We start from the raw sequence: 22,746 nt of genomic DNA, 5'->3' as shown, positions 1-22,746 counted from the left end.
AACCGCCGCGCCTTGAACCCGTTCGTTTGCCTGCTATCAATAGTGCAAACGACACGGGGAATTTTCATGAATATGGATGATGTTGCACATCGCGGTCTGGTTTTGCTGGGCTGCGGTAAAATGGGTTCGGCTATGCTGGCAGGCTGGTTGAAGTCGGGTCTGCCCGCAACCTCTGTCTGGGTGAACGATCCATTCCCGAGCGATTGGCTCAAGGCGCAAGGGGTGCATGTGAACCAAGCGCTGCCTGCTGATCCAGCGGTCGTTTTGGTTGCGGTAAAACCGCAGATGATGGGTGATGCGCTGCCGACCTTGCAGGCGTTGGGCAATGGCACAACCGTGTTCCTGTCTGTTGCTGCTGGGATCACGATTGCCACCTATGAGGCAATGATGGGTGCCCAGACGCCCATCATTCGCGCGATGCCGAATACCCCTGCTGCGATCGGTCGTGGGATCACGGCGATCGTCGGCAATGCTCATGCATCGGGCCCAATGCTCGACCTTGCTGACGCCCTGTTGTCGGCGATTGGCCAGGTTGTGCGCCTTGAGGGTGAACACCAGATGAGCGCGGTCACAGCGATTTCCGGCTGCGGTCCTGCCTATGTTTTCCATCTGATCGAGGCGATGGCTGCGGCGGGTGTCGGTGCGGGACTTGCGCCTGATCTTGCGATGAAGCTCGCCAAAGCGACTGTTGCCGGCGCGGGCGCATTGGCTGAAGAAGCTGCAGAAGACCCTGCAACGCTGCGCCAAAACGTGACCTCTCCGAACGGAGTGACCTACGAGGCCTTGCAAGTTCTGATGAACGACACAGATGGTTTCCCGCCACTTCTCGTTCGTGCGGTCGAGGCTGCGGTGAAACGGGATCAGGAACTGTCCAATGGCTGACATCGACTTTGACGATTTCCTTAAGGTGGATATCCGTGTGGGTCGTGTCATTCGTGCGGAACCCTATCCTGAGGCTCGCAAACCCGCGATCAAGATGTGGATCGATTTCGGAGGAGACATCGGTGAACGTCGCAGTTCGGCACAAGTGACCAAGCATTACACGCCCGAAGAGCTTGTTGGAAAACAGGTTATGGGAGTGGTGAATTTCCCGCCTCGGCAAATTGGGAAGTTCATGTCTGAGGTTCTGGTGCTCGGGCTGCCGGATGAAAATGGCGACATTGTTTTGGTTGGCCCCGATGACGTGGTGCCAGTCGGGGGGAGATTACATTGAAGAAACTACTCATCACGCGTCAAATCGCGGAACCTGTTTTGGAGCAGGCGGCGGGTCTGTTCGATTTGACCGTTCGCACGGACGGCAACCCGCTGACGGTCGCAGATGCGGCAGAGGCATTGGCGACCTATGACGCGATCCTGCCGACATTGGGCGATGCGTTTTCCGCTGATGCTTTTACGGGGGAACTGCGTTGCAAGATCCTCGGGAACTTCGGTGTCGGGTATAACCACATCGACGCAGCCGCAGCAGCACAGGCAGGCGTGATCGTCACCAACACGCCTGACGTTCTTACGGATGCGACGGCTGATATCGGCCTGACGCTTGTCCTCGCCACTGCACGTCGTGCGGGCGAAGGCGAACGGATGCTGCGTGCGGGCCAGTGGGAGGGCTTTGGCCCGAAGGTTAAGCTGGGCACTCACGTGACAGGTAAACGCGTTGGCATCGTCGGCATGGGCCGCATCGGTCAAGCTGTTGCGCGTCGGTGCCACTACGGGTTCGGGATGGAAGTGATGTTCTATAACCGCAGCCCGAAGGCGGTCGATTTCCCTGCGACGCAGATCACCAGCCTGACCGAGCTTGCGGCGTCTGTTGATTTCCTTGTTGTGACCGTTCCAGGTGGTGCGGAGACGCGGTATCTGATCAACGCAGACGTGCTGGGCGCCATGCAGCCACACGGAATTTTCGTGAACATCGCACGTGGCGAAGTTGTCGATGAAAGCGCGCTGATCGATGTGCTGGAGGCAGGCAAAATCGCTGGGGCTGGTCTGGATGTGTATGAACACGAACCGCATGTGCCTGCGCGTCTCGTTGCGTTGGAAAACTGTGTCCTGCTGCCGCACCTTGGCTCTGCAACTGTCGAAACGCGTCAGGCGATGGGGCAGATGGCGCTCGATAACATCATCGCGTGGAGCGAGGGTCGCGAGCCGCCACAGCGGGTGAATTAACCGCGATCACCCACGGCTTCGCGCCAATGTCGGCGGCAAAGGGATACGTAGCGATCATTGCCGCCGATCGAAACCTGCGCACCGTCGGTCACAACGACGCCGTTTTCGTCTTTGCGAACGACCATGGTCGCCTTTTTCCCGCAGTGGCAGATCGTCCGCACTTCACGCATTTCATCCGCAAGTGCGAGCAGAGCGGCCGAGCCAGGGAACAGCTTACCCTGAAAATCGACTCGCAGCCCGTAGCACATAATCGGCACGTTCAGATCATCCACCACGCGGGCGAGTTGCCAAACTTGGGTTTCGGTCAGGAACTGCGCTTCGTCCACGAAAACACAGGCACAAGGGCCATCGTTCAGTCGGGTTTCGATCTGGGCAAAGAGATCGCTTTCGGGCGTGTAGGTATCTGCATCAGCACCGATTCCAATGCGGCTCGCAATGCGGCCAGCGCCTGCACGATCATCAAACCGCGCCGTCAGCAGATAGGTCTGCATTCCGCGTTCGATGTAGTTGTGACTCGCTTGCAAGAGGATCGTCGACTTGCCAGCGTTCATGGTCGAATAATTGAAATAGAGCTTTGCCATGGCAGAGGAATAAGCGGCAGAACCGCCGAGATGCAAGAGGTCTGTCTCAGGTGATTTGAGCGGCCAGAGAACGCGGTGCGGTGAAGATCGGCAAGCCGCCAACAGCGCGCAGGATGGGGTCGCATTCTCTGGCCTAGCGCGGCGGTTCCGCAGCGCATTCTGGAAACTGAACTCGGGGCACGTGGTGCGGTAAATGCACGCTATGCACGCCGACATATGGTAAATTAACTTATAACGTGTAATGGGAAACAATCGGGCTGGTTCCCCGAAATAAAATGTACACCGTGTTAGAGGTTCAGCCGTAGTGAATGGTTATTTGAAAAAACACACCGAGGCCCTGGTCAAGGATGTTGGGCTAGAGGTGGCCTGTCGTGTCTCGGGCAAGTCCAAGGCGACTTTGGGTCGGTATTACTCTGAGGCCCCTGAGCATGCGGAACGCTATATGCCCGTCGATACTGTGGCCGCGTTAGAAGCTGTCGCGTCTTATCCCCATGTGACATCTGCACTGGCTGAAATCCGTACGATCAAACTGGGTGATGCAGCGACGCAGCCCGAAGGGCTTTGCGCGATCATGATCGGGTTGAGCGAGCAATACGCAACTTTGATGGCTGAATTCGGTCGCTCGTATGAGGCGGACATGTCCGAGAACGACACCCGCCGTATGCTGCGCGAGGCGATGGCGCTACAGAAGACCTTATTGGGCCTGAAAGTGCATCTAGAACGGCGCGTGGTCTGATTATTTCCGCCGCACGATTACTGAGCCAACAGAATACCCTGCGCCAAACGAACAGATCAGGCCCGTGTCCCCGCTGGTTAAATCGGCGGAGTATTTGTCAAAAGCGATGATCGATCCTGCGGACGACGTATTTGCGTAGTCCTGAAGGATGTTGGGCTGTTCGCCTGCTTCGGGTTCGCGGCCCAAAACTTTCTTGCCGATATAGTCGTTCATCGTCTTGTTTGCTTGGTGGAGCCAGAGACGTTTGAGGTCTACCGCTTCAACCCCTTCGTCGGCCATGTGATTGGCGATGTGGGCGCTGACCAATGGCAGCACTTCTTTGAACACTTTGCGTCCGTTCTGCATAAACCGCATGTCGCGGCGGTCTTCCATCGCGTTACGGGTTGGTCGCAAGAAGCCGTTGTTATTGCGGATATTGTTTGAAAATTGGGTGGCGCAGCGGGTTGAGAGAACGCTGAACCCGTCCTGACCTTCGTCGCGTTCTAACAGAACTGCGGTCGCAACGTCGCCAAAGATGAAATGGCAATCACGGTCACGCCATTCGAGGTGGCCAGAGGTTATTTCAGGCGAGATCACCAGCGCACGTTTCACAGAACCCGCGCGGATCATGTCGGCGGCGGTTTGGATGCCAAAGGTGGCAGAGGAACAGGCGACGTTCATGTCAAAAGCCATACCGCCCGCGCCGATGAGCTGTTGGATTTCCACCGCCATCGCGGGGTAGGCGCGTTCCATATTCGACGCCGCGCAAAGGATCAGGTCGACGTCAGCCCCGCTCAGTCCCGCGCGGTCGAGAGCGATCTGCGCGGCCTTCACGCCAATCTCGGCCATGAGCGACGGTTCGTCGTCGGACCGTTCGGGAAATCGAGGATACATGCGCGTCGGGTCGAGGATGCCGTCGCGTGACATGACATAACGCTGTTCGATGCCAGAAGCCGCTAGAATGAAATCGCTGCTCGAATGTGGGATCGCTGCGATAGTTCCCGCTTCAATCGCATCCGCGTTCTGGGCATTCTGGAGGTCCGCGTAGGCGTTGAAGGCTTCGACCAACTCGTCATTCGTGATGACTTCGGACGGGGTGAATACGCCGGTGGCGGTCAGGACGACAGAATGCATGGGTTCCTCCAACATCGTTGGGGTAGAGTGGGCGTTAATCCCTTAGTTGTCCAGATTGACCAAAGGTCGTTTGACCAAACGAAAAAGGCCGGACGCAATGGTCCGGCCTGTTATCGATGTCTGCGCGGTTAGCCTTGGAGGCTGCGGACGCTGATGTCGTCCTCAACGCGGGCTTTCATCGCCTGAGCCGCAGCTTGGCTGCCTGCTGCCGTGGTGAAGTAAGGTAGCTTGTCATATAGAGCGACCGACCGGATATCGCGGCTGTCGTTCACAGCCTGAGCGCCTTCGGTGGTGTTGAACAACAGGTCCACTTTACCGTCTTTTAGCAGGTCTACGATTGTGCGGCCGCCCTCATAGACTTTGTTAACGATTTCGCAATCGATACCGTTTTCGCTTAGGAACGAAGCCGTTCCGCGGGTTGCGAGAATTTTGAAGCCTAGGTCAGAGACGGTTTTTGCCGCTTCGACCATGCCTGCAGTTTTGTCGTTGTCACGAACCGAGATGAACACGGTGCCTTCGGTCGGCAGGTGGGTGCCCGCACCCATCTGAGCCTTGAGGAACGCACGTGCGAACGAACGGTCCCAACCCATGACCTCACCCGTGGAGCGCATTTCCGGCCCGAGGATGGTGTCAACGCCCGGGAAGCGAGCGAAGGGCAGCACAGCTTCTTTGACCGAGAACCAAGGCGTTTTCGGATCAGCGAGGGTGAACGGGTCGCCCTGCGGCTGCATCTGATCAGCGCTGATGGTTTCGTCATAAGGTTCGCGCACTGGGAAGTTCGACAGCGGTTCGCCAGCCATCAGGCGGGCAGCGATCGATGCAATCGCGCTGTCGGTTGCTTTTGCAACGAAAGGCACGGTGCGTGATGCGCGCGGGTTAACTTCGATCAGGTAAACTTCGCCGTCTTTGACAGCGAACTGAACGTTCATCAGACCTTTAACTTCCAGCGCGAGGGCGAGAGCTTGGGTCTGTTTGCGGATTTCAGCAACGATCTCTGCCGACAGAGTGTGCGGAGGCAGACAGCATGCGGAGTCACCAGAGTGAACGCCTGCTTCTTCGATGTGTTCCATGATGCCCGCAACATGGACGTTTTTACCGTCGCAGAGCGCGTCGACATCAACTTCGGTTGCGCCAGAGAGGTAGCTGTCCAAGAGAACAGGGCTGTCACCCGAAACAACCACAGCTTCGGCGATGTAGCGTTCGAGCTGCGCCTGATCGCGCACGATTTCCATCGCGCGGCCACCTAGAACGTAGGATGGGCGGATTACCAACGGGAAGCCGATATCGGCGGCGATAGCAAATGCCTGTTCGTCCGTCGATGCGATGCCGTTGACCGGCTGTTTCAGGCCCAGACGGTTTACAAGGTCTTGGAACCGTTCACGGTCTTCTGCAAGGTCGATTGCGTCCGGCGAAGTGCCGAGGATTGGGATACCTGCTTCTTCCAAAGCGTTCGCGAGCTTCAGCGGAGTTTGGCCGCCGAACTGAACGATGACGCCGTGCAGGGTACCGTTGTCCTGTTCCACGCGCAGGATTTCCATCACGTGTTCGAACGTCAGAGGTTCGAAATACAGACGGTCAGAGGTGTCGTAGTCAGTCGACACGGTCTCAGGGTTGCAGTTGATCATGATGGTCTCGTAACCCTGATCGGTCAGCGAGAAACATGCGTGACAGCAGCAATAGTCAAACTCGATGCCCTGACCGATACGGTTCGGGCCACCGCCGAGGATGACGACTTTCTTACGGTCGGTCGGACGGCTTTCGCATTCCACGTCGCCCATCGCTGCGGCTTCGTAGGTGGAATACATGTAGGGGGTCTGCGCTTCGAACTCTGCTGCGCAGGTGTCGATGCGTTTGAACACAGCCGTTACGCCGAGGTTCTGACGTGCGCGGCGCACTTGTGCTTCGTCGCGGCCTGTCAATTTGGCAAGACGTGCGTCGGTGAAGCCCATCATCTTGAGTTTACGCAGGCCATCTTCTGTCACAGGCAGGCCGTTCTTGGCCACATCCTGTTCGACTTCGATGATTTCGCGGATACGGTCGAGGAACCACGGATCGAACGAGGTGATTGCGATGATTTCATCGTTGGTAAAGCCGTGGCGCATCGCCTGCGCGATGGTGCGCAGACGGTCAGGGGTAGCCTTGCCGAGAGCGGCAGAAACGGCAGCCTTGTCCGGTGCGCCCGGAATTTTCACTTCGTCAAAACCAGTCAGGCCCGTTTCCATCGAAGCGAGCGCTTTCTGGACCGATTCGTGGAAGGTCCGGCCAATCGCCATTGCCTCGCCCACGGATTTCATCGCGGTGGTGAGGTAGGGTTCAGAGCCCGGGAACTTCTCGAATGCAAAGCGCGGGATTTTGGTGACGACATAGTCGATCGTCGGCTCGAACGATGCCGGCGTAACCTTGGTGATGTCGTTGTCCAATTCGTCTAGCGTGTAACCAACAGCCAGCTTAGCCGCGATTTTAGCAATCGGGAAACCTGTTGCCTTGGAGGCCAGAGCTGACGAACGCGATACACGCGGGTTCATCTCGATGACGACCATACGGCCATCTTTTGGGTTCACCGCCCACTGAACGTTCGAACCACCTGTCTCAACGCCGATCTCGCGTAGAACCGCGATCGAGGCAGAGCGCATGATCTGGTATTCTTTGTCTGTCAGGGTCAGGGCAGGGGCCACAGTGATCGAGTCACCTGTGTGCACACCCATCGGGTCCACGTTTTCAATCGAACAAACGATGATGGCGTTATCCGCTTTGTCGCGGACCACTTCCATTTCGTATTCTTTCCAGCCCAAGAGCGATTCATCGACGAGGATCTGGCCTACAGGCGACGCATCCATGCCCGAGCGGCAGTAGTATTCGTATTCTTCACGGTTATAGGCAACGCCACCGCCGGTGCCCCCCAAGGTGAACGCGGGGCGGATGATCGCGGGCAGACCGATGTCTTCCAGTGCTTCCATCGCGATTTTCACGCCAGCGTCGATGTCATGTTTGCCCTTTTCGTTTTTCGGGGCAGTCACAATCGTCGCACGCGGGTTTTCGAGGCCGATACGGTCCATCGCTTCACGGAACAGTTTGCGGTCTTCAGCCATTTCGATGGCTTCACGCTTTGCGCCGATCATTTCGACGTTGAATTTCTCAAGCACACCCATGTCCGCCAGAGCGAGCGAGGTGTTCAGGCCTGTTTGACCACCCATCGTCGGGAGAAGCGCATCGGGACGCTCTTTTTCGATGATCTTAGCGACGACCTCAGGGGTGATCGGTTCGATGTAAGTGGCATCGGCCAGACCGGGGTCGGTCATGATCGTTGCTGGGTTCGAGTTCACGAGGATGACGCGGTAGCCTTCTTCGCGAAGTGCTTTACACGCTTGAGCGCCCGAGTAGTCAAACTCGCAAGCTTGGCCAATCACAATTGGCCCCGCTCCGATGATCATGATCGACTTGATGTCGGTTCTCTTCGGCATGGGACCCTCATATGTTATGGCAGCAGACAGCAGAGCGCATAGCGCGCCCAAATTGTTGGGCGTTATAGACAGAGTCGCCCAAGGTTCAAGGGGTATGATTAGCGAAAACCATGTCGCTTTTGTACTGTCGCTGGCTGAATGGCTGGTTTATCCGTCCAGCATGCAAAGATTAGGTGCGAAAAATGCGTATTTTATTTGACCGTGGACCAGATGGGTCAGCGGCCGAATTTGATGTGCCGCATCAAATCATTGAAGCATGGGAGCCCGAAGATATTCCCGCTGCGTTCGCGGCGCTGAAGTCCGCAGAGGGTTGGCTGGTTGGCTATTGTTCATATGAGCTTGGCTATGCGTTGGAGCCGCGGCTTTTGCCGTTGTTTCCAAAGAACCGTAAACTGCCATTGTTGCGGTTTGGGGTTTATGACGGACCAAAGCCTGCAGTGATGCCAGCGGCCGATGGAACAATCGGAACATTGGCCCCACTTTGGGATGCGCCAAAACATGCCGATGCGATTGCGAAACTGCGCGACTACATCGCGGCGGGCGATATTTATCAGGCCAACCTGACATTTCCGATCACCACAACGGTCGATGGAACACCCGAAGGCATCTATGGCGCACTCGCTGCGCGTCAGGCGGTCGGTCATTCGGCGCTGGTGCTTCAGGACGGCCCGGCGATTCTTTCGCGCTCGCCCGAACTATTTTTCCGTATCAAGGACGGGATGATCGAGACCGCGCCGATGAAAGGCACCATGCCGCGCGGTAAGACCGACGAAGAGGACGCCGCGAATAAGGCGTTCCTGTCGATGGATGAAAAGAACCGCGCCGAAAACCTGATGATCGTGGATTTGCTCCGCAACGACATTTCGCGAATCTCTGTGGCGGGGACGGTGAAGGTGCCGAAACTGTTCCACGTCGAAACCTACGCGACTGTCCACCAAATGATCAGCCGTGTTGAGGCGCGTTTGATGGATGACGTGTCCTTGCCCGATATTTTGCAAGCACTGTTCCCGTGTGGGTCCATCACAGGTGCACCAAAATTGCGGGCGATGGAGATTATCGAAGAGCTGGAGACCGCTCCTCGAGAGGTCTATTGCGGGTCGATCGGCTGGTTCTCACCAGATGGACAAGCGGAATTCAACGTCGCGATCCGCACGCTTATGGTAGACGGAGATCAGGCGACATTGAACGTTGGGGGCGGGATCGTTTGGGATTCGACCCCAGCATCGGAATACGAGGAAGCCTTATGGAAAGCGCGCTTCGCACAGATCGACCCAAAGACCTCCTCCTGATCGAAACGATGGGGCGCGGGGCTGATGGTATCCGCTACCTTGACCTCCACCTTGCGCGGTTGAAACGGGGTGCTGAGGCGCTGGGCTATCCCTTTGATGAATCTCAGGTTCGTTCTGCGCTGGCCGATGCGGCCGAAGGGCACGAACGCATTCGTCTGACGCTGAACGAGGCTGGCAACACTGTGGTCGAAACGGGTCATCTGCCGCCCAATCCCCCGCATTGGACCGTTGCAGTCCATAGTATCCGATTAAATTCCGACGATCCTTGGTTGCAGGTGAAGACCACCAACCGTGCACTTTATAATGATGCGCGCGCCGATCTGCCGAACGGCGTAGATGAATGGCTGTTTCTGAACGAACGCGATGAGGTCTGTGAGGGCACGATCACCAATATATTCGTTGTGCTAGAGGACGGACGACGAGTAACGCCGCCTCTGACCTCGGGTCTTTTGCCTGGGGTGTTGCGGCAGTCGCTCATCCAGAACGGGTGCGAGGAACAGGTTCTGACCCTCTCTGATCTGTCAAAAGCCCGCGAAATCCACATGGGGAACGCTTTAAGAGGCCTTATACGCGTCCAACTCGCGCCCTTTGCTTGACATCGGGCGGTGAACCCTGTGTATCGGCGCGGAACCCCGCAAACCCAAGGGACATGACATTATGCACGCCTATCGCACTCATACCTGCGCCGCACTGACGAAAGACAACGTTGGTGAGACCGTCCGCCTGTCGGGCTGGGTCCACCGTGTGCGCGACCACGGCGGTATCCTCTTTATCGACCTGCGCGACACCTACGGCGTGACGCAGGTTCTCTGCGACCCCGACTCGGCTGCGTTCTCTGCTGTCGAAAAGGTGCGTTCGGAATGGTGTATCCGCATCGATGGCGAGGTGAAGGCCCGCGATCCAGAGCTGGTAAACCCAAAACTGCCAACCGGCGAAATCGAAGTCTTTGTTCGTGACATCGAAGTGCTGGGCGCGGCCGCTGAACTTCCGCTGATGGTGTTTGGCGATCAGGAATACCCCGAAGAAACCCGTCTGAAATATCGCTACCTCGATCTGCGTCGTGAAGCGATGCAGACCAACATGAAGCTGCGGTCGGATGTTGTCGCCTCCATGCGTCGTCGCATGTGGGACAAAGGTTTCCGCGAATTCCAGACACCGATTATTACGGCGTCCTCGCCTGAAGGCGCACGCGACTTCCTCGTGCCGTCGCGTCTGCACCCGGGTAAATTCTACGCGCTTCCGCAGGCACCGCAGCAGTTCAAACAGCTGATCATGGTGTCGGGTTACGACAAATATTTCCAGATCGCGCCGTGCTTCCGTGACGAAGATCCGCGCGCCGATCGTTCGCCGACCGACTTCTACCAGCTCGACATGGAAATGTCGTTCGTCACCCAGCAAGACGTGTTCGACACCGTTGAGCCTGTGATCGCTGGTATCTTTGAAGAGTTCGGCGGCGGTAAAAAGGTTGACCGCGACTGGACCCAGATTTCCTATAAAGACGCGGCGCTGTGGTATGGTTCGGACAAACCTGACCTTCGCAACCCGATCAAAATGCAGGACTGCTCGGAACACTTCCGCGGGTCTGGCTTTGCGATCTTTGCGAAACTGCTGGAGCAAGACGGCACCGAAGTGCGCGCAATTCCCGCGCCGACAGGTGGCAGCCGTAAGTTCTGTGACCGCATGAACGCTTTCGCTCAGAAAGAGGGTCTGCCCGGTATGGGCTATATCTTCTGGCGCGAAACCGATGGTGAAATGGAAGCTGCAGGACCGCTCGCGAAAAATATCGGACCAGAGCGCACTGAGGCGATCCGTCAGCAGCTAGGTCTCGGTATCGGCGATGCTGCGTTCTTCCTCGGTGGTAAGCCGAAAGCCTTTGAATCGGTTGCTGGCAAAGCCCGTAACGTCATCGGTGAAGAGCTGGGCCTAACCGACAAGGACCGTTTCGCCTTCGCTTGGATCGTGGACTTCCCGATCTACGAAAAAGACGACGAAACTGGCAAGATCGACTTTGAACACAACCCGTTCTCGATGCCGCAGGGTGGTATGGACGCGCTGTTGGGCGATCCGCTGGCCGTTCGTGGCTTCCAGTATGACCTTGCTTGTAACGGCTACGAGCTGGTGTCGGGCGCGATCCGTAACCACAAGCCCGAGATCATGTTTAAGGCGTTTGAGATTGCGGGTTACGGCAAAGAAGAAGTCGAAAAGCGGTTCGGCGGCATGGTTAACGCGTTCCAATACGGCGCTCCGCCGCACGGTGGTTGCGCGGCAGGTATCGATCGTATCGTGATGCTCTTGGCTGAAGAAGCAAACATCCGCGAAGTCATCATGTTCCCGATGAACCAGCGCGCAGAAGACCTGATGATGAACGCGCCGAGCGATCCGACCAACGAACAGCTTCGCGAACTGAACTTGCGCGTTGTTCCGCAGGAAAAGTAAAGCAAGCGACAGATAAACAAAGAGGCCGGCAGGGAAACCTGACCGGCCTTTTTACATGGAGGATTAGGACTTAAACCCCAGTTGCAGTGTAGAGAGGGAGGCTATCCGCGGCGAATTTTCCAGTCGATGTATCGATCACGGCAACCACGGCAACAGCCAGCATAATGAGGCCAGCAGTCAATACGACCCAATCTACGAGGTCGCTGCCTTTGTCCTCTGACCAAATGTGGTCGATAATCTTTACCATGATCTCACTCCTAAGTCTCTTTACGGCGTGGGCCGCGTTGAGATTAGGTTTGACATCTGACTAGGGCTGCTTGGCGGACGGTTTGTGCCTTTTTTGAGGAATCTGGGCACCTGATTGTGGCATTGATCGGGCGGTCGCAACAATCCGAAGTGGTTTTGGTTACTGTAGCCTCTGTCCCGACGGTGCCGAAAGGCGAGCTTGCACCAGCGCCATTACTCGCGACAACGACGGGAGAATCGGTTGCCCATCGTGGCGGCATTGATCGAGCGCGGCGACCGCATGGGTGAGGGGTCTGTCATCGGCGCTGCGGGCGATGCCTGATAGAAACTGCGTAACATAGTCCAGCGACCGACCATCATGGCAGTGTGCCAGCACCTCTGCCGCTTGGGCGAGGTCATCTTCATAGGCCACGAGATCAGGAACGACATTGTCATTCGTCACAACCCGCAATCCGTGTAGTTGCCGATCCGTCGGAAGGTGTTTGAGGATAAGGGACTGAAACGCGGCTAAAGACCCCATCGGTTTGGGCAGAAACCCATCAGCTCCCGCTACAACCGAGCGCATTTCGCCGTCTGGATCACCGCTCGTTCCTAGAATCACATCAACGCGGGGGTGGGCGCGGGACAGGTCGGTGATCAATCCCTCACCGTAGCCATCAGGTAGGCCAAGGTCGATGATCACCACGGCAGGACGATAGACGCGTAGGTGCATACGGGCGCTCGCCAGTGTATCCGCCCGCCGCAATCGTGCGCCCGACCTTTGGGTCATGAGGCGCATCGCCTCGGACGCGAAACGACTATCTTCGACCAAAAGCAACGTTAGTCCAGCCAAAGGGCGGCTGGCGGTTGGAGGAAGGGTCATCATAAAATCGGTTTGGCTGTCCATCATTAGGCCCTTTGGTCGGGGTTGGATGAGGTCAGAAAACACCAGCATGGTTGATGAAAGATTAATCCGCGACGAAACGACAGCTTTGCCTTGGGGTGCGGAACCCGCGATAAGGTGAACAACGCTATGAGGGAGAGATCGCATGATCGGACGTTTGAACCATGTTGCCATTGCAGTGCCGGACCTAGAGGCCGCATCGGCGCAATACCGTGATACTTTGGGTGCCAAAGTGAACCCGCCGCAGGACGAACCCGATCACGGCGTGACTGTTGTGTTCATCGAATTGCCGAACACAAAGATCGAACTCCTGTATCCGTTGGGCCAGAACTCTCCGATCGCGGGCTTTTTGGAAAAGAACCCAGCGGGCGGCATCCACCACATCTGCTACGAGGTCGACGACATCCTCGCAGCGCGGGACAAACTCAAAGAGCAGGGCGCACGGGTTCTAGGCACTGGCGAGCCGAAAATCGGGGCGCATGGGAAACCCGTTCTGTTCCTGCATCCCAAAGATTTCAACGGCTGCTTGGTTGAGCTTGAGCAGGTCTAAGGCTTGCCCCTGACCTGAAGCAGAGTATGTAAGCATCAAACAAAAGGGGCGGCCCTTCGCCCCTTACTTTAACAGGAGAGTCCGATGGCTCCGACGTCCGCATTTGTCCTCTTTGCCGTGATCTGGTTCATGGTGTTCTTTATCGTCCTGCCGCTGCGGCTCGAAACGCAGGGTGAGGCGGGCGAGGTGGTCAAAGGAACCCATGCGTCGTCCCCTGCTAACTTTAGCTTTAAGCGTAAAGCGTGGATCACCACGATGGTGGCTGTTCCGCTCTGGGGTGTGATCGCGGGTGTGATCCTGTCGGGCCTGATTTCGGTGCGCGACCTAGATTGGTTCCACCGTATGAGCACGCCCGAAGTGAGCCGTCCCGCTGAATAATCAGCGAGACGCGAGGCGGTGATACAGGTGTGTGAATGTCGCAGCGCCGAGCACCGGAATGAATAAATTCACCAGCGGAAACGACAGCGGCACGGCCATTAGGCAGCCTGCTATCCATATCTGACCTGAATAGTGCCGACGCAGGGCCTTGGCGCCTTCGCGACCTTCACGGCGCTGGGCGGCGAGGGTGAAATACTCTCGGCCCAGTAGGTAGCCGTTCAGCATGTAGAAGATCGGCAGAGCGAAAATCGGCAGGAGTGCAGCGAGCACAAATGCCAAAATGTTGCCGACCAACAGCACGCCGAGAAAGTTGATCGTGTCGCGCAGGCCTTCCAAAAATCCCACGTGGGGGACTGGGGGTAGGTGAGGAAAATGACGGTCCTCAACCGCTTGGGCCACATCATCCAAAAAGAACGACGTCATCGCAGAGGCGACTGGCACCATGAGGAACATGGAGGCCACGATCATCAGGATCAGCGACCCCCACGACAGGAGATCGCCCAGCCACGTGACTTGACCCACCCCAGGGAGGGTGAGGGCAGAGGGGTCTGCCCAGTCGATCAACATCAGAAAGCCCGCGTAGATCGCGACGAGGAGCGCAATGGTCAGCCCGATGCCGAGCATTACGACCCGCTGAAAGCGGCTATCACCCAGTTGGGCGACGGCCTTAAAGAAATCACCGAGGATCATTTCCACGTCACAATCTGGCTAAGGTCCGGACGCGGACGTTCGGGCGGCACCATACCTTCGGTGCCGATATGGATGATGCCAGCGACCTTTTCATCCGCAGTGATGCCCAACTGTTCGGCGGCGAACTGCGGATCGTGGCTATGCCAACCCGACACCCACGATGCAGCCCAACCCGTGGCGAGCGCTGCATTCACGAGGCTAAGGCAAACTGCGCCCGCCGAATACTGCTGTTCAATCGCAGGCACCTTTGCCGCGTCTTTGGGGCTGTAGACGACCACAACGGCACAGGGGGATTGTGCGTAGACGGTTGCGGGTTTGTCGATGTTGCCTTGTTCGATACCTAGCCGTTCGCCAGCCGCTTGCAATGCGCCTGCGTAGGTTTCCAGTGCCTCTTTGCCCAACACGATGAACCGCCATGGTACCAATGCGCCGTGGTCGGGTGTGCGGGCTGCGGCGGTCAGGATGGTTTCCAATGCGGCACGATCTGGTCCCGGCCCTTTGATTGTTTTTGCGGGACGCGACCGGCGGGTCAAAAGGAAATCGAGGGCGGCGTCATTGCGAGTGAGGGGCGGAATAGTCGTGTCGGTCATCAAAATCTCCTGCTTCGTTAGGGATATCGGCATTAACGGGATCGAATTCAATCGGTAGAATTATACGCAGCCGCAGATTAAACCCGTCGCCATGACTGATCTTTCCCATCTTGCCTTAGAGGGCGCTGAAATCGCTGTTCGGGTGACCCCAAAGGCGAGCCGTGATCGTATCCTCGTCGAAGACGACGCGATCCGTGTTTACGTGACCACTGTGCCAGAGGACGGGAAAGCGAATAAAGCGGTGGTCAAGCTGCTGTCCAAGGCGCTGGGCGTGCCCAAAACGCGGCTTGATCTGATCCGTGGGGCAACATCGCGGGATAAGGTGTTTCGGATCGTCTAGCCGTCCTTGCGCAGACGATAGACGCCTTCGGGTAGGTCCAATGCCGCCTCAAGATCGCGGAGCTGGCTCAGCGACAGGGTAATTTTAACGACCTGATCGGTGCGCGGGTCCAATTGCTGGACCGTGATGCAATCCTCAAACGCGGAAACGGTCACATCTTCTTGCAAGAAGGCTGCGTCCTCGTCGACAAGGGTTACGACGGTGGCGTCGAAATCGTGTTCAATCGTAAACATGAGATCAGCCTAGACCTTCAATCGCGACTTGAAAAGAGGCGATGCCAATCCCGTGAGGATGATGGAACGGGGGCTTACGAGCGACAGGCGGAATGATATGCTGCCAGAAAACAAAGCGAGAGGCCGATGCGGGCGTTCCTCATTCTCATGTTCGGTGTTTTCGGGTTGGCGGGCTGTTCGATGCCACCAATCACCGTGGCCACCGTCGCGCCCAAGGCAGTTACAGTTACGCCTGATCGCCAAGCAGCGAATATGTTCGTGGCCGTGGTGCAGGACGTGGAACCCTTTGTCGAAGAGATCTGCGTTCGAACAGATGCGCGCAGGAACTGTGACTTTCGTATTGTGATCGATGACACCCCCGGTGCGCAGGCCAACGCGTTTCAGACCGTGGATCGGTCGGGGCGTCCTGTGATCGCGTTTACGTTGGCTCTGCTGGATGACATCCAGAACGAGGACGAGTTTGCCTTTGTTCTGGCGCATGAAGCTTCGCACCATATTGCGGGACACCTGGAACGGACACAACGCAATGCTGCGGTAGGTGCGATGATTTTTGGCGAGTTGGCGGGTGTTGCAGGGACCGGGCTTCCGTCGAATGTGCAGGCCGCACGTGAGATCGGCGCCGCTGTGGCGTCCCGCGCCTATTCCAAGGATTACGAGTTGGAGGCTGATATGATGGCTGCTCGTATCGTGACGGCCGCAGGGTATGATGCGCTGCGCGGCGCCGCGTTCTTTGCCCGTATTCCTGACCCAGGGGATCAGTTCCTCGGCTCTCACCCTGCGAATGCGGACCGTGTAGCGGCGGTGCGCCGTGCCGTGGGTGCAATCTGAAACTGACACATAGCTTTTAACTCGCGCTGCTATGAGCGCCCAATTAGACTTCTCTGCACCAACGGCAGGGAGGAGCGGTCAGTGGGAAAAATCATGCAAGGTATTATGCGCATTCGCCAACGGGCTATATGGTCATGGCAAGGCTGGGTTCACGTTTGGAAGACAGAACAATCGCTGATGCAGTGGATTTGGGCCAATGCGATCTCGATTCCATTGGCTGTGATTTTGCCACTGACGGCGGGTGAAACCGCATTGATCATATTGGGCGGTGTGTTCGTTTTGGCGATGGAGTGCATCAACACGGCGATTGAACGCGTTGTCGACGACATCTCAACCCAGCGCCGTGACCGCGCAGGCCAAGCCAAGGACGCTGGCAGCGCCGCTGTCGCAGTTTCTGCCGTAGGCGTCGGGATGGCTTGGCTCGTAATCTTGTTTAGGCTCGTGACGACCGGCTGACCTTGCGCGTTTCGGGGTGGAGCGCCTTGCCCAGAATATGTTCGTCGGTATGGATGACTTTATCCGCAGAGCCTACGATTTCGGGATCGGGCAATACGGCGATTGACGGGTCTTTGCCCGGATAATCGATGGTCGACAGGAAATGGCGCATGCAATTGATCCGCGCCCGTTTTTTGTCGTTCGATTTAATCACGGTCCACGGCGCATCAGCGGTGTTCGTGTAAAAGAACATCGCCTCTTTTGCCTCAGTATAGTCATCCCATTTGTCGAGCGACGCCTTGTCAATCGGGGACAGCTTCCACTGCTTCAGTGGATCGGTTTCGCGGGCCTTAAAGCGGCGAAGTTGTTCGTCTCTGGTCACTGAGAACCAGTATTTATAGAGCCGAATACCAGACCGCACGAGCATCTGTTCGAGGTCGGGGGTCATGCGCATAAACTCTAGGTATTCGTTGGGTTCACAGAACCCCATGACCCGTTCGACGCCTGCGCGGTTATACCAACTGCGGTCATAGAACACCATTTCGCCCGCCGTTGGCAGATGTTCGATATAGCGCTGGAAGAACCACTGGCCGCGTTCAGTTTCCGTCGGTTTATTCAGTGCTACAACCCGCGCATGACGCGGGTTCAGATGCTCCATAAACCGTTTGATCGTGCCGCCTTTGCCCGCAGCATCACGGCCCTCGAATAGGATGACGAATTTCTGGCCTGTTTCCTGCGCCCAGTGCTGCACTTTGAGCATTTCCGCCTGAAGCTTTGCTTTCTCAGCCTCATAGGGGATGCGGGCCATGCGCGTCTGGCGACGATGAGGGGCTGACGGTTTGACCTCGACAGAGGGGTCCTGAGCATCGGTGGCAATCGCGGCGGTGGTCTCTGTCATAGCGTCATCCTTTGTTCGTGTTTGATTGGGGACTCTAGACCTGATGCGGGAAGGTTGCCTTGATATGCGTCAACGGTGCGCCGTTTTGATCTGGCGCAATGCGGGCCTTAGTGACTTGGCGCACAACGCTGCTTGATTGGATTAAGACATACAAAGGATGAACCGATGCAGCGGTTGGGCGATATTCGGGAACATTTTTGGCTGACCCTCGCTATGGCAAAGCATTGTGAGGTCGATCTGGCGGAAGCCATGCGCGATGGTCGCATCTCAACGACGGACTATGCGGATCACATCACCCGTTGCCGCGCGTGCCCATCTCCCGAACATTGCAAGCATTGGCTGAAAAACGCCTCTGCGGGAGACGAACCCCCGCAGTATTGTCAGAACAAAGCGTCCTTTGCCGAATTGACGAGCGTACCCGCTTAACTTTTGACGGCAGAGAGCAGAGTGATTGCGCCGCGCATGTCACCATCAGAGAGGTCCATCAGGGTCTGATCCGCTGTTGCGGTTACGCCCTGATCTGCCAGTTTCGCAATGAGGCTCTCTGCATCAGTCCTCATCAGAGGTGCGAGGTCGGTCAGCGGGGCAGAGCTGACCATTTGCAGGGCGAGGATGTCAGGTCGAACATCACCTGCATCATCGCCGAGCGACACAAACGACGCGGCCAATATCACCGCAGAGGCTGTCATCAGCGTCAGTGCAACGGGCCGTTTGAAATAGGTCTGAAAGGCGCGCCAGTTCAGGACGACGTGCAGAATGACTGCCGCCACCATCACCAGACCGACATACTCATGGACGACTTTGTTCAGCGTCGTATTGGTGTGGAAGAACATTAAAATACCGGTCGCCCCCATAATGAGGAAGGTCCCGATGGTGATGGGGGTTGCATAGGTGCGAAGGTGTTTCATCTCGATAATCCAGAGTGATCAAATGCTGATCGTGAAACGCTGACTAATCCAAAGTCCGTCGAAATTTTTCACTCGGTCAGTATTTTTTGTCAGTGGTATGTAAAATGCCTCCCTTTGGAACCGTTATCCTAACCAAATGAAACACACGCTAGGCTGCGGGATGTGAGATGACGGCGCTAAGACACTCGGACTTTAAGACAGCCTTTACGATGACACAGGTTCCGCCCTGCGCGGCAGACATTCTTGCCGCATTAGCAGATGGATATGTGGACGAAGTGCAGGCGGACGAGCTTTTGGCAAAATGCCGTGTGTGTGCTCGACGCTACAGGCCGCGGGGCTGGGTCAGCGTCGATAGTAGTTGTGGTGTATGGCAAGGTTGCGCGCATTTGGACCGTATTAAGGCTGCGCTGATAGATTGATGAAAGGCCGGCAGTTCCGGGATGAGTTACACAGTCAAATCCCTCCTGCCCGCTACCGTGATCCATGATGCAGGGCGGCCTGATAGCCCAAGCGACAGTGTGACGATCATCGGGTTTGATGTGATCGACACATCGGTCCTCGCGATGACGGTCGAGGGCAAAGATGGCCAACTTTCTCAATTCCCGCTCTGGCCGACAGTCCGGATTAGCACCCAATACGGTGAATCCCTTACAGGCGATCAGCTTTTGATGGCGCTCTTGAAAGAGGGTGTCGTGAACGAGATTAAACCGCCGAAACCGCGTGTCGAATTCCACAATCCGCCGCCACAGGTTCGCATGGTCCAACTCGGTCGGGTCGAGGTTTATACGATCACTGCGGCCGTTGTTTTCCTCCTCTGGGTGGTGCTTTCCGCGCTTTAATTGCGATTTCTACGACCAAAGGACTAGGCTCGGACCCGTCTTCGTTGATCTGGGTCAACCCTCCTGCTGCCCAGAGGCGTAGCCTTGGCACATTCATTCAGGAGGGCACTATGACCTACTTTAAAACTGCTGCGACCCTTGCGCTGATCGCGCTGTCCACGCCAATTTTTGCGGACTCCTACAACGAGATCAAAGTTGAGGCGGGCGAGAAACTCTTTGACGCGGAATGCCACCGTTGCCACGCTGACAACCCCACCGACCCGAGCTATGGCCCGCCTCTCGTGAACGTTGTGGGTCGTGGGGCTGGGACCGTTGCGGACTACGATTACTCCACCGCTCTGGCGGCCTCTGGTATTGTCTGGACCCCTGCCGCGCTGCGGGCGTGGATGGAGGACAACGACGGCTTTATGCCAGGGACCAAGATGCGCCATGTGGGCATCACCGATCCCGTCGTGCAGGACTTTATCCTGTCCTACCTGCAGAGCATCACGACCCAAGATAACGCTGCCATCAGCGAGTAACCCTTTCGCCTGCGGCCCTCGCAGATTAGGGTCGCGGGCATGAAGATCATCGACAATGTCATCAGCGACCGCGGGTCGAAATACGCGGTCTCTGGCGCGCCATGTAACAGCGCAGAGGACGCAAAGGCGTTCATCAAAGAGCTGTGTAAGACCAAGAAATTCGCCAAGGCGACCCATAACACATGGGCCGTGCTGCTGGACGATGGGCCGTTGAAAAACGACGACGGCGAAAGCGGCGCAGGCATGGTGATCGTGCGGATGCTAGAGCGCGAAGGACGCCGAGGACACCTCATCTGCGTCACCCGCTGGTTCGGCGGCAAACACCTCGGCGGAGACAGGTTCAGGCACGTGCAGGAGGCGGTCAGGGTTTATTTGGAGGGGATGGGGTGAGGTTGTCTCGAGTTTGTCCTAATGAGTCAAATCGGAAAACAACTTGAGTTTGAATTGTCCTTGGGTGTAACACCTTTGCAGTGTTGACTTGCGGTGTAGTGATGAAAAAAAGCCTTTTTTTTTGTAACTCCAATAGGTGAGCCAAATTCATCAAGCCGAGTGCAGTGCGACCAAGTGATGCGCCACCTGCTAGAACCTGAATTGGCGGCCGAATTTGAGATAGTAAGGGCGGACTTGATTAATAGCCCGGGGGACATAAACCAAGATATAATCGTTAGGCTTCATAAGTCGGATCTTGTTGTTGCTGACCTGACTGATCAAAATGCCAATGTGATGTGGGAAGTAGGTCTAAGACATGCTTTCAACAAGCCTATCGTTACTATTTGTAAATCAGATCAAAAATTTCCATTTGATCTGATTTCTCATCGACACATAAAATATGATTTAACCGACCCTGATAAATTAGATCAAAGCAGAGCTCAGATAAAGCGTTTCGTTGAGAGTGCGATGAAACAAAAACGATATGTTGGGCCTGTTGCCGCTGCGCTTGGCATGGCGACATTCCAACGTGAGGACGTTGACGCAGCTAACGTGCTTCTGTCTATGGAAGATAAGTTGGACGAGATTTCAAGTCAGGTTCTCGAACTTAATTCTGGGATTTCCGAAGTAGAGTTCTCATTGCCGGACGCAATTCCTGCTGACACCCTGCAAAAGATAGATGCAATTCATGAAATAATTTCGCTTGTGCGGCCGTGGGACTTGGACAGGGTGTTGAACAAATTAAGAAGTGTTTAACCCTTCAAAATACCCCACAAATCATACTCGCCTGCCTCATCTACCTCAACGGTAACAATATCACCCACTGACAACCCTTCGGTGCCGTCGTCGATAAAGAGGTTGCCGTCGATCTCGGGGGCGTCGGCCCATGTGCGGCAGGTCGCGATGCCGTCCTCGTCGATGTCGTCCACGATCGCTTCGAGGGTTTTGCCGACTTTGGCCTGTAGCTTGGCCTCGGAAATGGCTTGGGCCTTTTCCATAAAGCGGTCCCAGCGGTCTTGCTTTACCTCATCAGGGACGTGATCGGGCAGGTCGTTCGACCGTGCGCCATCCACGTTTTCGTATTGGAAGCAGCCCACGCGGTCGAGCTGCGCCTCATCCAGCCAATCAAGGAGGGTCTGGAACTCGGCCTCGGTTTCACCGGGGTATCCGACGATAAAGGTCGAGCGGAGCGTGATATCAGGGCAGACCGACCGCCACGCCGCGATCTCGTCCAGCGTCTTGGCGGCCGCCGCAGGCCGTGCCATGCGTTTGAGCGTGTCAGGGTGCGCGTGTTGGAACGGAATATCGAGGTATGGCAGGATCAGGCGGTCTGCCATCAGCGGGATCAGGTCACGCACGTGCGGGTAGGGGTAGACGTAGTGCAGCCGCACCCATGCGCCCAAGCTGCCCAGATCACGGGCAAGGTCGGTGATATGCGCGCGGTGGTCCCGTTCGGTCGCGTGTTTGATGTCGACGCCATAAGCGCTGGTGTCTTGCGAGATGACGAGCAGTTCTTTGACGCCCGCTTCGACCAACTTTTCCGCCTCGCGGATCACAGCGTGGGCAGGACGCGAGGCGAGTTTGCCGCGCATGTCGGGGATGATGCAGAACTTGCACTTGTGGTTACAGCCCTCAGAGATCTTGAGGTAGCTGTAGTGGCGCGGGGTGAGTTTCACGCCCGAGGCTGGCAGCAAGTCGATGAATGGATCGGGTGATGGCGGGACAGCGCCATGCACAGCATCGAGCACCTGTTCATATTGGTGCGGCCCCGTGACAGCGAGGATATTCGGGTGGTGTTCGCGGATGTAATCGGGTTCGGCGCCCAGACAGCCGGTCACGATCACTTTGCCATTTTCCACGAGGGCTTCACCGATGGCATCAAGGCTTTCCGCCTTGGCCGAGTCGAGAAACCCGCAGGTGTTCACAATTACAGCGTCCGCGCCCGAATAGTCGGGGCTGATCGCATAGCCTTCGGCCCGCAGGCGTGTCAGGATGCGTTCACTGTCGACCAAGGCCTTGGGGCAACCGAGGGACACCATACCGATGGTCGGCTGGCCGTCACGTTTCGGCTCCGAAAAGCGAGGTTTCGGGGCAAGGTCGGGGCGGAGGTTTGGCGGGTTCTGGGACATGGGGCGCATATAGCGCCGGAATTGGCCTCTGGGAAGTGGTGCTAGACAGGGGGTGGTTCGCTCACGTATTGGT

28 protein-coding genes are annotated in these 22,746 nt (G+C 56.7%); 17 read left to right on the top strand and 11 right to left on the bottom strand.

Translation table 11 applies throughout. From position 1 onward, the window contains the following. Positions 1 to 66 precede the first annotated feature (66 nt). From proC to BSK21_RS12130, 3 genes are read left to right on the top strand one after another with little or no spacing between them, the layout of a single operon-like run. Positions 67 to 882: a pyrroline-5-carboxylate reductase gene (proC, locus tag BSK21_RS12140; protein ID WP_067550803.1), complete on the top strand. Its 816-nt coding sequence runs from the start codon at positions 67 to 69 to the stop codon at positions 880 to 882. After that, complete coding sequence (locus BSK21_RS12135) at positions 875 to 1,213, top strand: tRNA-binding protein (RefSeq protein ID WP_067550802.1); 339 nt, start codon at positions 875 to 877, stop codon at positions 1,211 to 1,213. Before proC ends, BSK21_RS12135 begins: the two co-directional genes overlap by 8 nt. Further along, positions 1,210 to 2,160, top strand: a complete 951-nt coding sequence (locus BSK21_RS12130) for a D-glycerate dehydrogenase (RefSeq protein WP_067550801.1) — start codon at positions 1,210 to 1,212, stop codon at positions 2,158 to 2,160. Before BSK21_RS12135 ends, BSK21_RS12130 begins: the two co-directional genes overlap by 4 nt. Here the strand turns inward: BSK21_RS12130 and BSK21_RS12125 are convergent. Next, a complete protein-coding gene (locus BSK21_RS12125; protein ID WP_067550800.1) occupies positions 2,157 to 2,741 on the bottom strand; it encodes a thymidine kinase in 585 nt (194 codons plus the stop codon). The two genes, BSK21_RS12130 and BSK21_RS12125, sit on opposite strands and share 4 nt — an antisense overlap. Before the next feature lie 316 nt (positions 2,742 to 3,057). Here BSK21_RS12125 and BSK21_RS12120 point away from each other — a divergent pair, with 316 nt between their 5' ends. Continuing rightward, positions 3,058 to 3,477, top strand: a complete 420-nt coding sequence (locus tag BSK21_RS12120; protein ID WP_231924808.1) for a hypothetical protein — start codon at positions 3,058 to 3,060, stop codon at positions 3,475 to 3,477. Here the strand turns inward: BSK21_RS12120 and BSK21_RS12115 are convergent, their stop codons facing one another. Then, the gene (locus BSK21_RS12115) at positions 3,478 to 4,590 is read right to left on the bottom strand and encodes a beta-ketoacyl-ACP synthase III (RefSeq protein WP_067550798.1); all 1,113 of its coding nucleotides are present in this window, start codon (positions 4,588 to 4,590) and stop codon (positions 3,478 to 3,480) included. Between the two features lie 128 nt (positions 4,591 to 4,718). Continuing rightward, the gene (gene carB / locus BSK21_RS12110) at positions 4,719 to 8,051 is read right to left on the bottom strand and encodes a carbamoyl-phosphate synthase large subunit (protein WP_067550797.1); all 3,333 of its coding nucleotides are present in this window, start codon (positions 8,049 to 8,051) and stop codon (positions 4,719 to 4,721) included. 182 nt (positions 8,052 to 8,233) lie between these two features. On the opposite strand from carB, the gene BSK21_RS12105 reads away from it, so the two are divergent. The 3 genes from BSK21_RS12105 to aspS all read left to right on the top strand — a co-directional run bounded on the left by BSK21_RS12105 (position 8,234) and on the right by aspS (position 11,776). Continuing rightward, complete coding sequence (locus BSK21_RS12105; RefSeq protein ID WP_067550796.1) at positions 8,234 to 9,340, top strand: aminodeoxychorismate synthase component I; 1,107 nt, start codon at positions 8,234 to 8,236, stop codon at positions 9,338 to 9,340. After that, positions 9,295 to 9,936, top strand: a complete 642-nt coding sequence (locus BSK21_RS12100; protein WP_067550795.1) for an aminotransferase class IV family protein — start codon at positions 9,295 to 9,297, stop codon at positions 9,934 to 9,936. Before BSK21_RS12105 ends, BSK21_RS12100 begins: the two co-directional genes overlap by 46 nt. A gap of 61 nt (positions 9,937 to 9,997) precedes the next feature. After that, positions 9,998 to 11,776, top strand: a complete 1,779-nt coding sequence (aspS, locus tag BSK21_RS12095) for an aspartate--tRNA ligase (protein WP_067550794.1) — start codon at positions 9,998 to 10,000, stop codon at positions 11,774 to 11,776. 70 nt (positions 11,777 to 11,846) lie between these two features. On the opposite strand, the gene BSK21_RS15935 is transcribed toward aspS, so the two are convergent. Further along, entirely contained in the window at positions 11,847 to 12,023 is a 177-nt protein-coding gene (locus tag BSK21_RS15935) for a hypothetical protein (RefSeq protein ID WP_156529597.1), read from the bottom strand. Positions 12,024 to 12,182: 159 nt separating this feature from the next. Next, positions 12,183 to 12,908 (bottom strand): response regulator, encoded by a 726-nt coding sequence (locus BSK21_RS12090; RefSeq protein WP_067550894.1) that lies wholly within the window; start codon positions 12,906 to 12,908, stop codon positions 12,183 to 12,185. A gap of 142 nt (positions 12,909 to 13,050) precedes the next feature. Here BSK21_RS12090 and mce point away from each other — a divergent pair, with 142 nt between their 5' ends. Next, entirely contained in the window at positions 13,051 to 13,455 is a 405-nt protein-coding gene (gene mce, locus BSK21_RS12085) for a methylmalonyl-CoA epimerase (protein WP_067550793.1), read from the top strand. A gap of 84 nt (positions 13,456 to 13,539) precedes the next feature. Beyond that, complete coding sequence (locus BSK21_RS12080; RefSeq protein ID WP_067550792.1) at positions 13,540 to 13,833, top strand: DUF1467 family protein; 294 nt, start codon at positions 13,540 to 13,542, stop codon at positions 13,831 to 13,833. Here the strand turns inward: BSK21_RS12080 and BSK21_RS12075 are convergent, their stop codons facing one another. Beyond that, positions 13,834 to 14,523, bottom strand: coding sequence for an EI24 domain-containing protein (locus tag BSK21_RS12075; RefSeq protein WP_067550791.1), 690 nt, complete (start codon positions 14,521 to 14,523; stop codon positions 13,834 to 13,836). It abuts the gene before it with no gap. Then, a complete protein-coding gene (locus tag BSK21_RS12070) occupies positions 14,520 to 15,113 on the bottom strand; it encodes a nitroreductase (protein WP_067550790.1) in 594 nt (197 codons plus the stop codon). Before BSK21_RS12070 ends, BSK21_RS12075 begins: the two co-directional genes overlap by 4 nt. Positions 15,114 to 15,204: 91 nt before the next feature. Between BSK21_RS12070 and BSK21_RS12065 the strand changes: the two genes are divergently transcribed. Beyond that, complete coding sequence (locus tag BSK21_RS12065) at positions 15,205 to 15,453, top strand: DUF167 domain-containing protein (RefSeq protein WP_067550789.1); 249 nt, start codon at positions 15,205 to 15,207, stop codon at positions 15,451 to 15,453. On the opposite strand, the gene BSK21_RS12060 is transcribed toward BSK21_RS12065, so the two are convergent. After that, positions 15,450 to 15,686 carry a hypothetical protein gene (locus BSK21_RS12060; RefSeq protein WP_067550788.1) on the bottom strand — a complete coding sequence of 79 codons (237 nt, stop codon included), beginning with the start codon at positions 15,684 to 15,686 and terminating at the stop codon, positions 15,450 to 15,452. The two genes, BSK21_RS12065 and BSK21_RS12060, sit on opposite strands and share 4 nt — an antisense overlap. Positions 15,687 to 15,812: 126 nt before the next feature. Between BSK21_RS12060 and BSK21_RS12055 the strand changes: the two genes are divergently transcribed. Both BSK21_RS12055 and BSK21_RS12050 read left to right on the top strand, forming a co-directional pair. Then, positions 15,813 to 16,514, top strand: coding sequence for a M48 family metallopeptidase (locus BSK21_RS12055; protein WP_067550787.1), 702 nt, complete (start codon positions 15,813 to 15,815; stop codon positions 16,512 to 16,514). Positions 16,515 to 16,595: 81 nt separating this feature from the next. Further along, positions 16,596 to 16,970, top strand: coding sequence for a diacylglycerol kinase (locus tag BSK21_RS12050; protein ID WP_318254761.1), 375 nt, complete (start codon positions 16,596 to 16,598; stop codon positions 16,968 to 16,970). Here the strand turns inward: BSK21_RS12050 and ppk2 are convergent. Next, entirely contained in the window at positions 16,948 to 17,847 is a 900-nt protein-coding gene (ppk2, locus tag BSK21_RS12045; RefSeq protein WP_067550786.1) for a polyphosphate kinase 2, read from the bottom strand. The genes BSK21_RS12050 and ppk2 overlap by 23 nt on opposite strands. Before the next feature lie 165 nt (positions 17,848 to 18,012). Here ppk2 and BSK21_RS12040 point away from each other — a divergent pair, with 165 nt between their 5' ends. Continuing rightward, complete coding sequence (locus BSK21_RS12040) at positions 18,013 to 18,273, top strand: DUF6455 family protein (RefSeq protein ID WP_067550785.1); 261 nt, start codon at positions 18,013 to 18,015, stop codon at positions 18,271 to 18,273. Here BSK21_RS12040 and BSK21_RS12035 read toward each other — a convergent pair. After that, a complete protein-coding gene (locus BSK21_RS12035) occupies positions 18,270 to 18,755 on the bottom strand; it encodes a DUF4405 domain-containing protein (RefSeq protein ID WP_067550784.1) in 486 nt (161 codons plus the stop codon). The genes BSK21_RS12040 and BSK21_RS12035 overlap by 4 nt on opposite strands. 440 nt (positions 18,756 to 19,195) lie before the next feature. On the opposite strand from BSK21_RS12035, the gene BSK21_RS12030 reads away from it, so the two are divergent. The 4 genes from BSK21_RS12030 (at position 19,196) to BSK21_RS12015 (ending at position 21,300) form a co-directional block, all read left to right on the top strand. Then, complete coding sequence (locus tag BSK21_RS12030; protein ID WP_067550783.1) at positions 19,196 to 19,594, top strand: hypothetical protein; 399 nt, start codon at positions 19,196 to 19,198, stop codon at positions 19,592 to 19,594. A 110-nt stretch (positions 19,595 to 19,704) separates the two neighbouring features. Then, the gene (locus tag BSK21_RS12025; RefSeq protein WP_067550782.1) at positions 19,705 to 20,115 is read left to right on the top strand and encodes a cytochrome c family protein; all 411 of its coding nucleotides are present in this window, start codon (positions 19,705 to 19,707) and stop codon (positions 20,113 to 20,115) included. Positions 20,116 to 20,154: 39 nt separating this feature from the next. Further along, complete coding sequence (locus BSK21_RS12020; protein ID WP_067550781.1) at positions 20,155 to 20,505, top strand: YigZ family protein; 351 nt, start codon at positions 20,155 to 20,157, stop codon at positions 20,503 to 20,505. Between the two features lie 177 nt (positions 20,506 to 20,682). Next, the gene (locus BSK21_RS12015) at positions 20,683 to 21,300 is read left to right on the top strand and encodes a hypothetical protein (protein WP_067550780.1); all 618 of its coding nucleotides are present in this window, start codon (positions 20,683 to 20,685) and stop codon (positions 21,298 to 21,300) included. On the opposite strand, the gene rimO is transcribed toward BSK21_RS12015, so the two are convergent. After that, positions 21,297 to 22,673, bottom strand: coding sequence for a 30S ribosomal protein S12 methylthiotransferase RimO (gene rimO, locus BSK21_RS12010; RefSeq protein ID WP_067550779.1), 1,377 nt, complete (start codon positions 22,671 to 22,673; stop codon positions 21,297 to 21,299). The two genes, BSK21_RS12015 and rimO, sit on opposite strands and share 4 nt — an antisense overlap. Between the last annotated feature and the right edge of the window lie 73 nt (positions 22,674 to 22,746).

Origin of the sequence: Marivivens sp. JLT3646, from assembly GCF_001908835.1 — a bacterium.
GTDB classification, from domain to species: domain Bacteria; phylum Pseudomonadota; class Alphaproteobacteria; order Rhodobacterales; family Rhodobacteraceae; genus Marivivens; species Marivivens geojensis.
The sequence above is the reverse complement of the archived record's forward strand: the minus strand, read 5'-3'. Positions and strand labels throughout refer to the sequence as shown.

Excerpts from the sequence above, each read along its gene's own strand:
- proC (WP_067550803.1), top strand. The coding sequence starts at position 67 with ATGAATATGGATGATGTTGCACATCGCGGTCTGGTTTTGCTGGGCTGC.
- BSK21_RS12135 (WP_067550802.1), top strand. The coding sequence starts at position 875 with ATGGCTGACATCGACTTTGACGATTTCCTTAAGGTGGATATCCGTGTG.
- BSK21_RS12125 (WP_067550800.1), bottom strand. The coding sequence starts at position 2,741 with ATGGCAAAGCTCTATTTCAATTATTCGACCATGAACGCTGGCAAGTCG.
- BSK21_RS12115 (WP_067550798.1), bottom strand. The coding sequence starts at position 4,590 with ATGCATTCTGTCGTCCTGACCGCCACCGGCGTATTCACCCCGTCCGAA.
- carB (WP_067550797.1), bottom strand. The coding sequence starts at position 8,051 with ATGCCGAAGAGAACCGACATCAAGTCGATCATGATCATCGGAGCGGGG.
- BSK21_RS12105 (WP_067550796.1), top strand. The coding sequence starts at position 8,234 with ATGCGTATTTTATTTGACCGTGGACCAGATGGGTCAGCGGCCGAATTT.
- BSK21_RS12100 (WP_067550795.1), top strand. The coding sequence starts at position 9,295 with ATGGAAAGCGCGCTTCGCACAGATCGACCCAAAGACCTCCTCCTGATC.
- aspS (WP_067550794.1), top strand. The coding sequence starts at position 9,998 with ATGCACGCCTATCGCACTCATACCTGCGCCGCACTGACGAAAGACAAC.
- BSK21_RS15935 (WP_156529597.1), bottom strand. The coding sequence starts at position 12,023 with ATGGTAAAGATTATCGACCACATTTGGTCAGAGGACAAAGGCAGCGAC.
- BSK21_RS12090 (WP_067550894.1), bottom strand. The coding sequence starts at position 12,908 with ATGGACAGCCAAACCGATTTTATGATGACCCTTCCTCCAACCGCCAGC.
- mce (WP_067550793.1), top strand. The coding sequence starts at position 13,051 with ATGATCGGACGTTTGAACCATGTTGCCATTGCAGTGCCGGACCTAGAG.
- BSK21_RS12080 (WP_067550792.1), top strand. The coding sequence starts at position 13,540 with ATGGCTCCGACGTCCGCATTTGTCCTCTTTGCCGTGATCTGGTTCATG.
- BSK21_RS12075 (WP_067550791.1), bottom strand. The coding sequence starts at position 14,523 with ATGATCCTCGGTGATTTCTTTAAGGCCGTCGCCCAACTGGGTGATAGC.
- BSK21_RS12070 (WP_067550790.1), bottom strand. The coding sequence starts at position 15,113 with ATGACCGACACGACTATTCCGCCCCTCACTCGCAATGACGCCGCCCTC.
- BSK21_RS12065 (WP_067550789.1), top strand. The coding sequence starts at position 15,205 with ATGACTGATCTTTCCCATCTTGCCTTAGAGGGCGCTGAAATCGCTGTT.
- BSK21_RS12060 (WP_067550788.1), bottom strand. The coding sequence starts at position 15,686 with ATGTTTACGATTGAACACGATTTCGACGCCACCGTCGTAACCCTTGTC.
- BSK21_RS12055 (WP_067550787.1), top strand. The coding sequence starts at position 15,813 with ATGCGGGCGTTCCTCATTCTCATGTTCGGTGTTTTCGGGTTGGCGGGC.
- ppk2 (WP_067550786.1), bottom strand. The coding sequence starts at position 17,847 with ATGACAGAGACCACCGCCGCGATTGCCACCGATGCTCAGGACCCCTCT.
- BSK21_RS12040 (WP_067550785.1), top strand. The coding sequence starts at position 18,013 with ATGCAGCGGTTGGGCGATATTCGGGAACATTTTTGGCTGACCCTCGCT.
- BSK21_RS12035 (WP_067550784.1), bottom strand. The coding sequence starts at position 18,755 with ATGAAACACCTTCGCACCTATGCAACCCCCATCACCATCGGGACCTTC.
- BSK21_RS12030 (WP_067550783.1), top strand. The coding sequence starts at position 19,196 with ATGAGTTACACAGTCAAATCCCTCCTGCCCGCTACCGTGATCCATGAT.
- BSK21_RS12025 (WP_067550782.1), top strand. The coding sequence starts at position 19,705 with ATGACCTACTTTAAAACTGCTGCGACCCTTGCGCTGATCGCGCTGTCC.
- BSK21_RS12020 (WP_067550781.1), top strand. The coding sequence starts at position 20,155 with ATGAAGATCATCGACAATGTCATCAGCGACCGCGGGTCGAAATACGCG.
- BSK21_RS12015 (WP_067550780.1), top strand. The coding sequence starts at position 20,683 with ATGCGCCACCTGCTAGAACCTGAATTGGCGGCCGAATTTGAGATAGTA.
- rimO (WP_067550779.1), bottom strand. The coding sequence starts at position 22,673 with ATGTCCCAGAACCCGCCAAACCTCCGCCCCGACCTTGCCCCGAAACCT.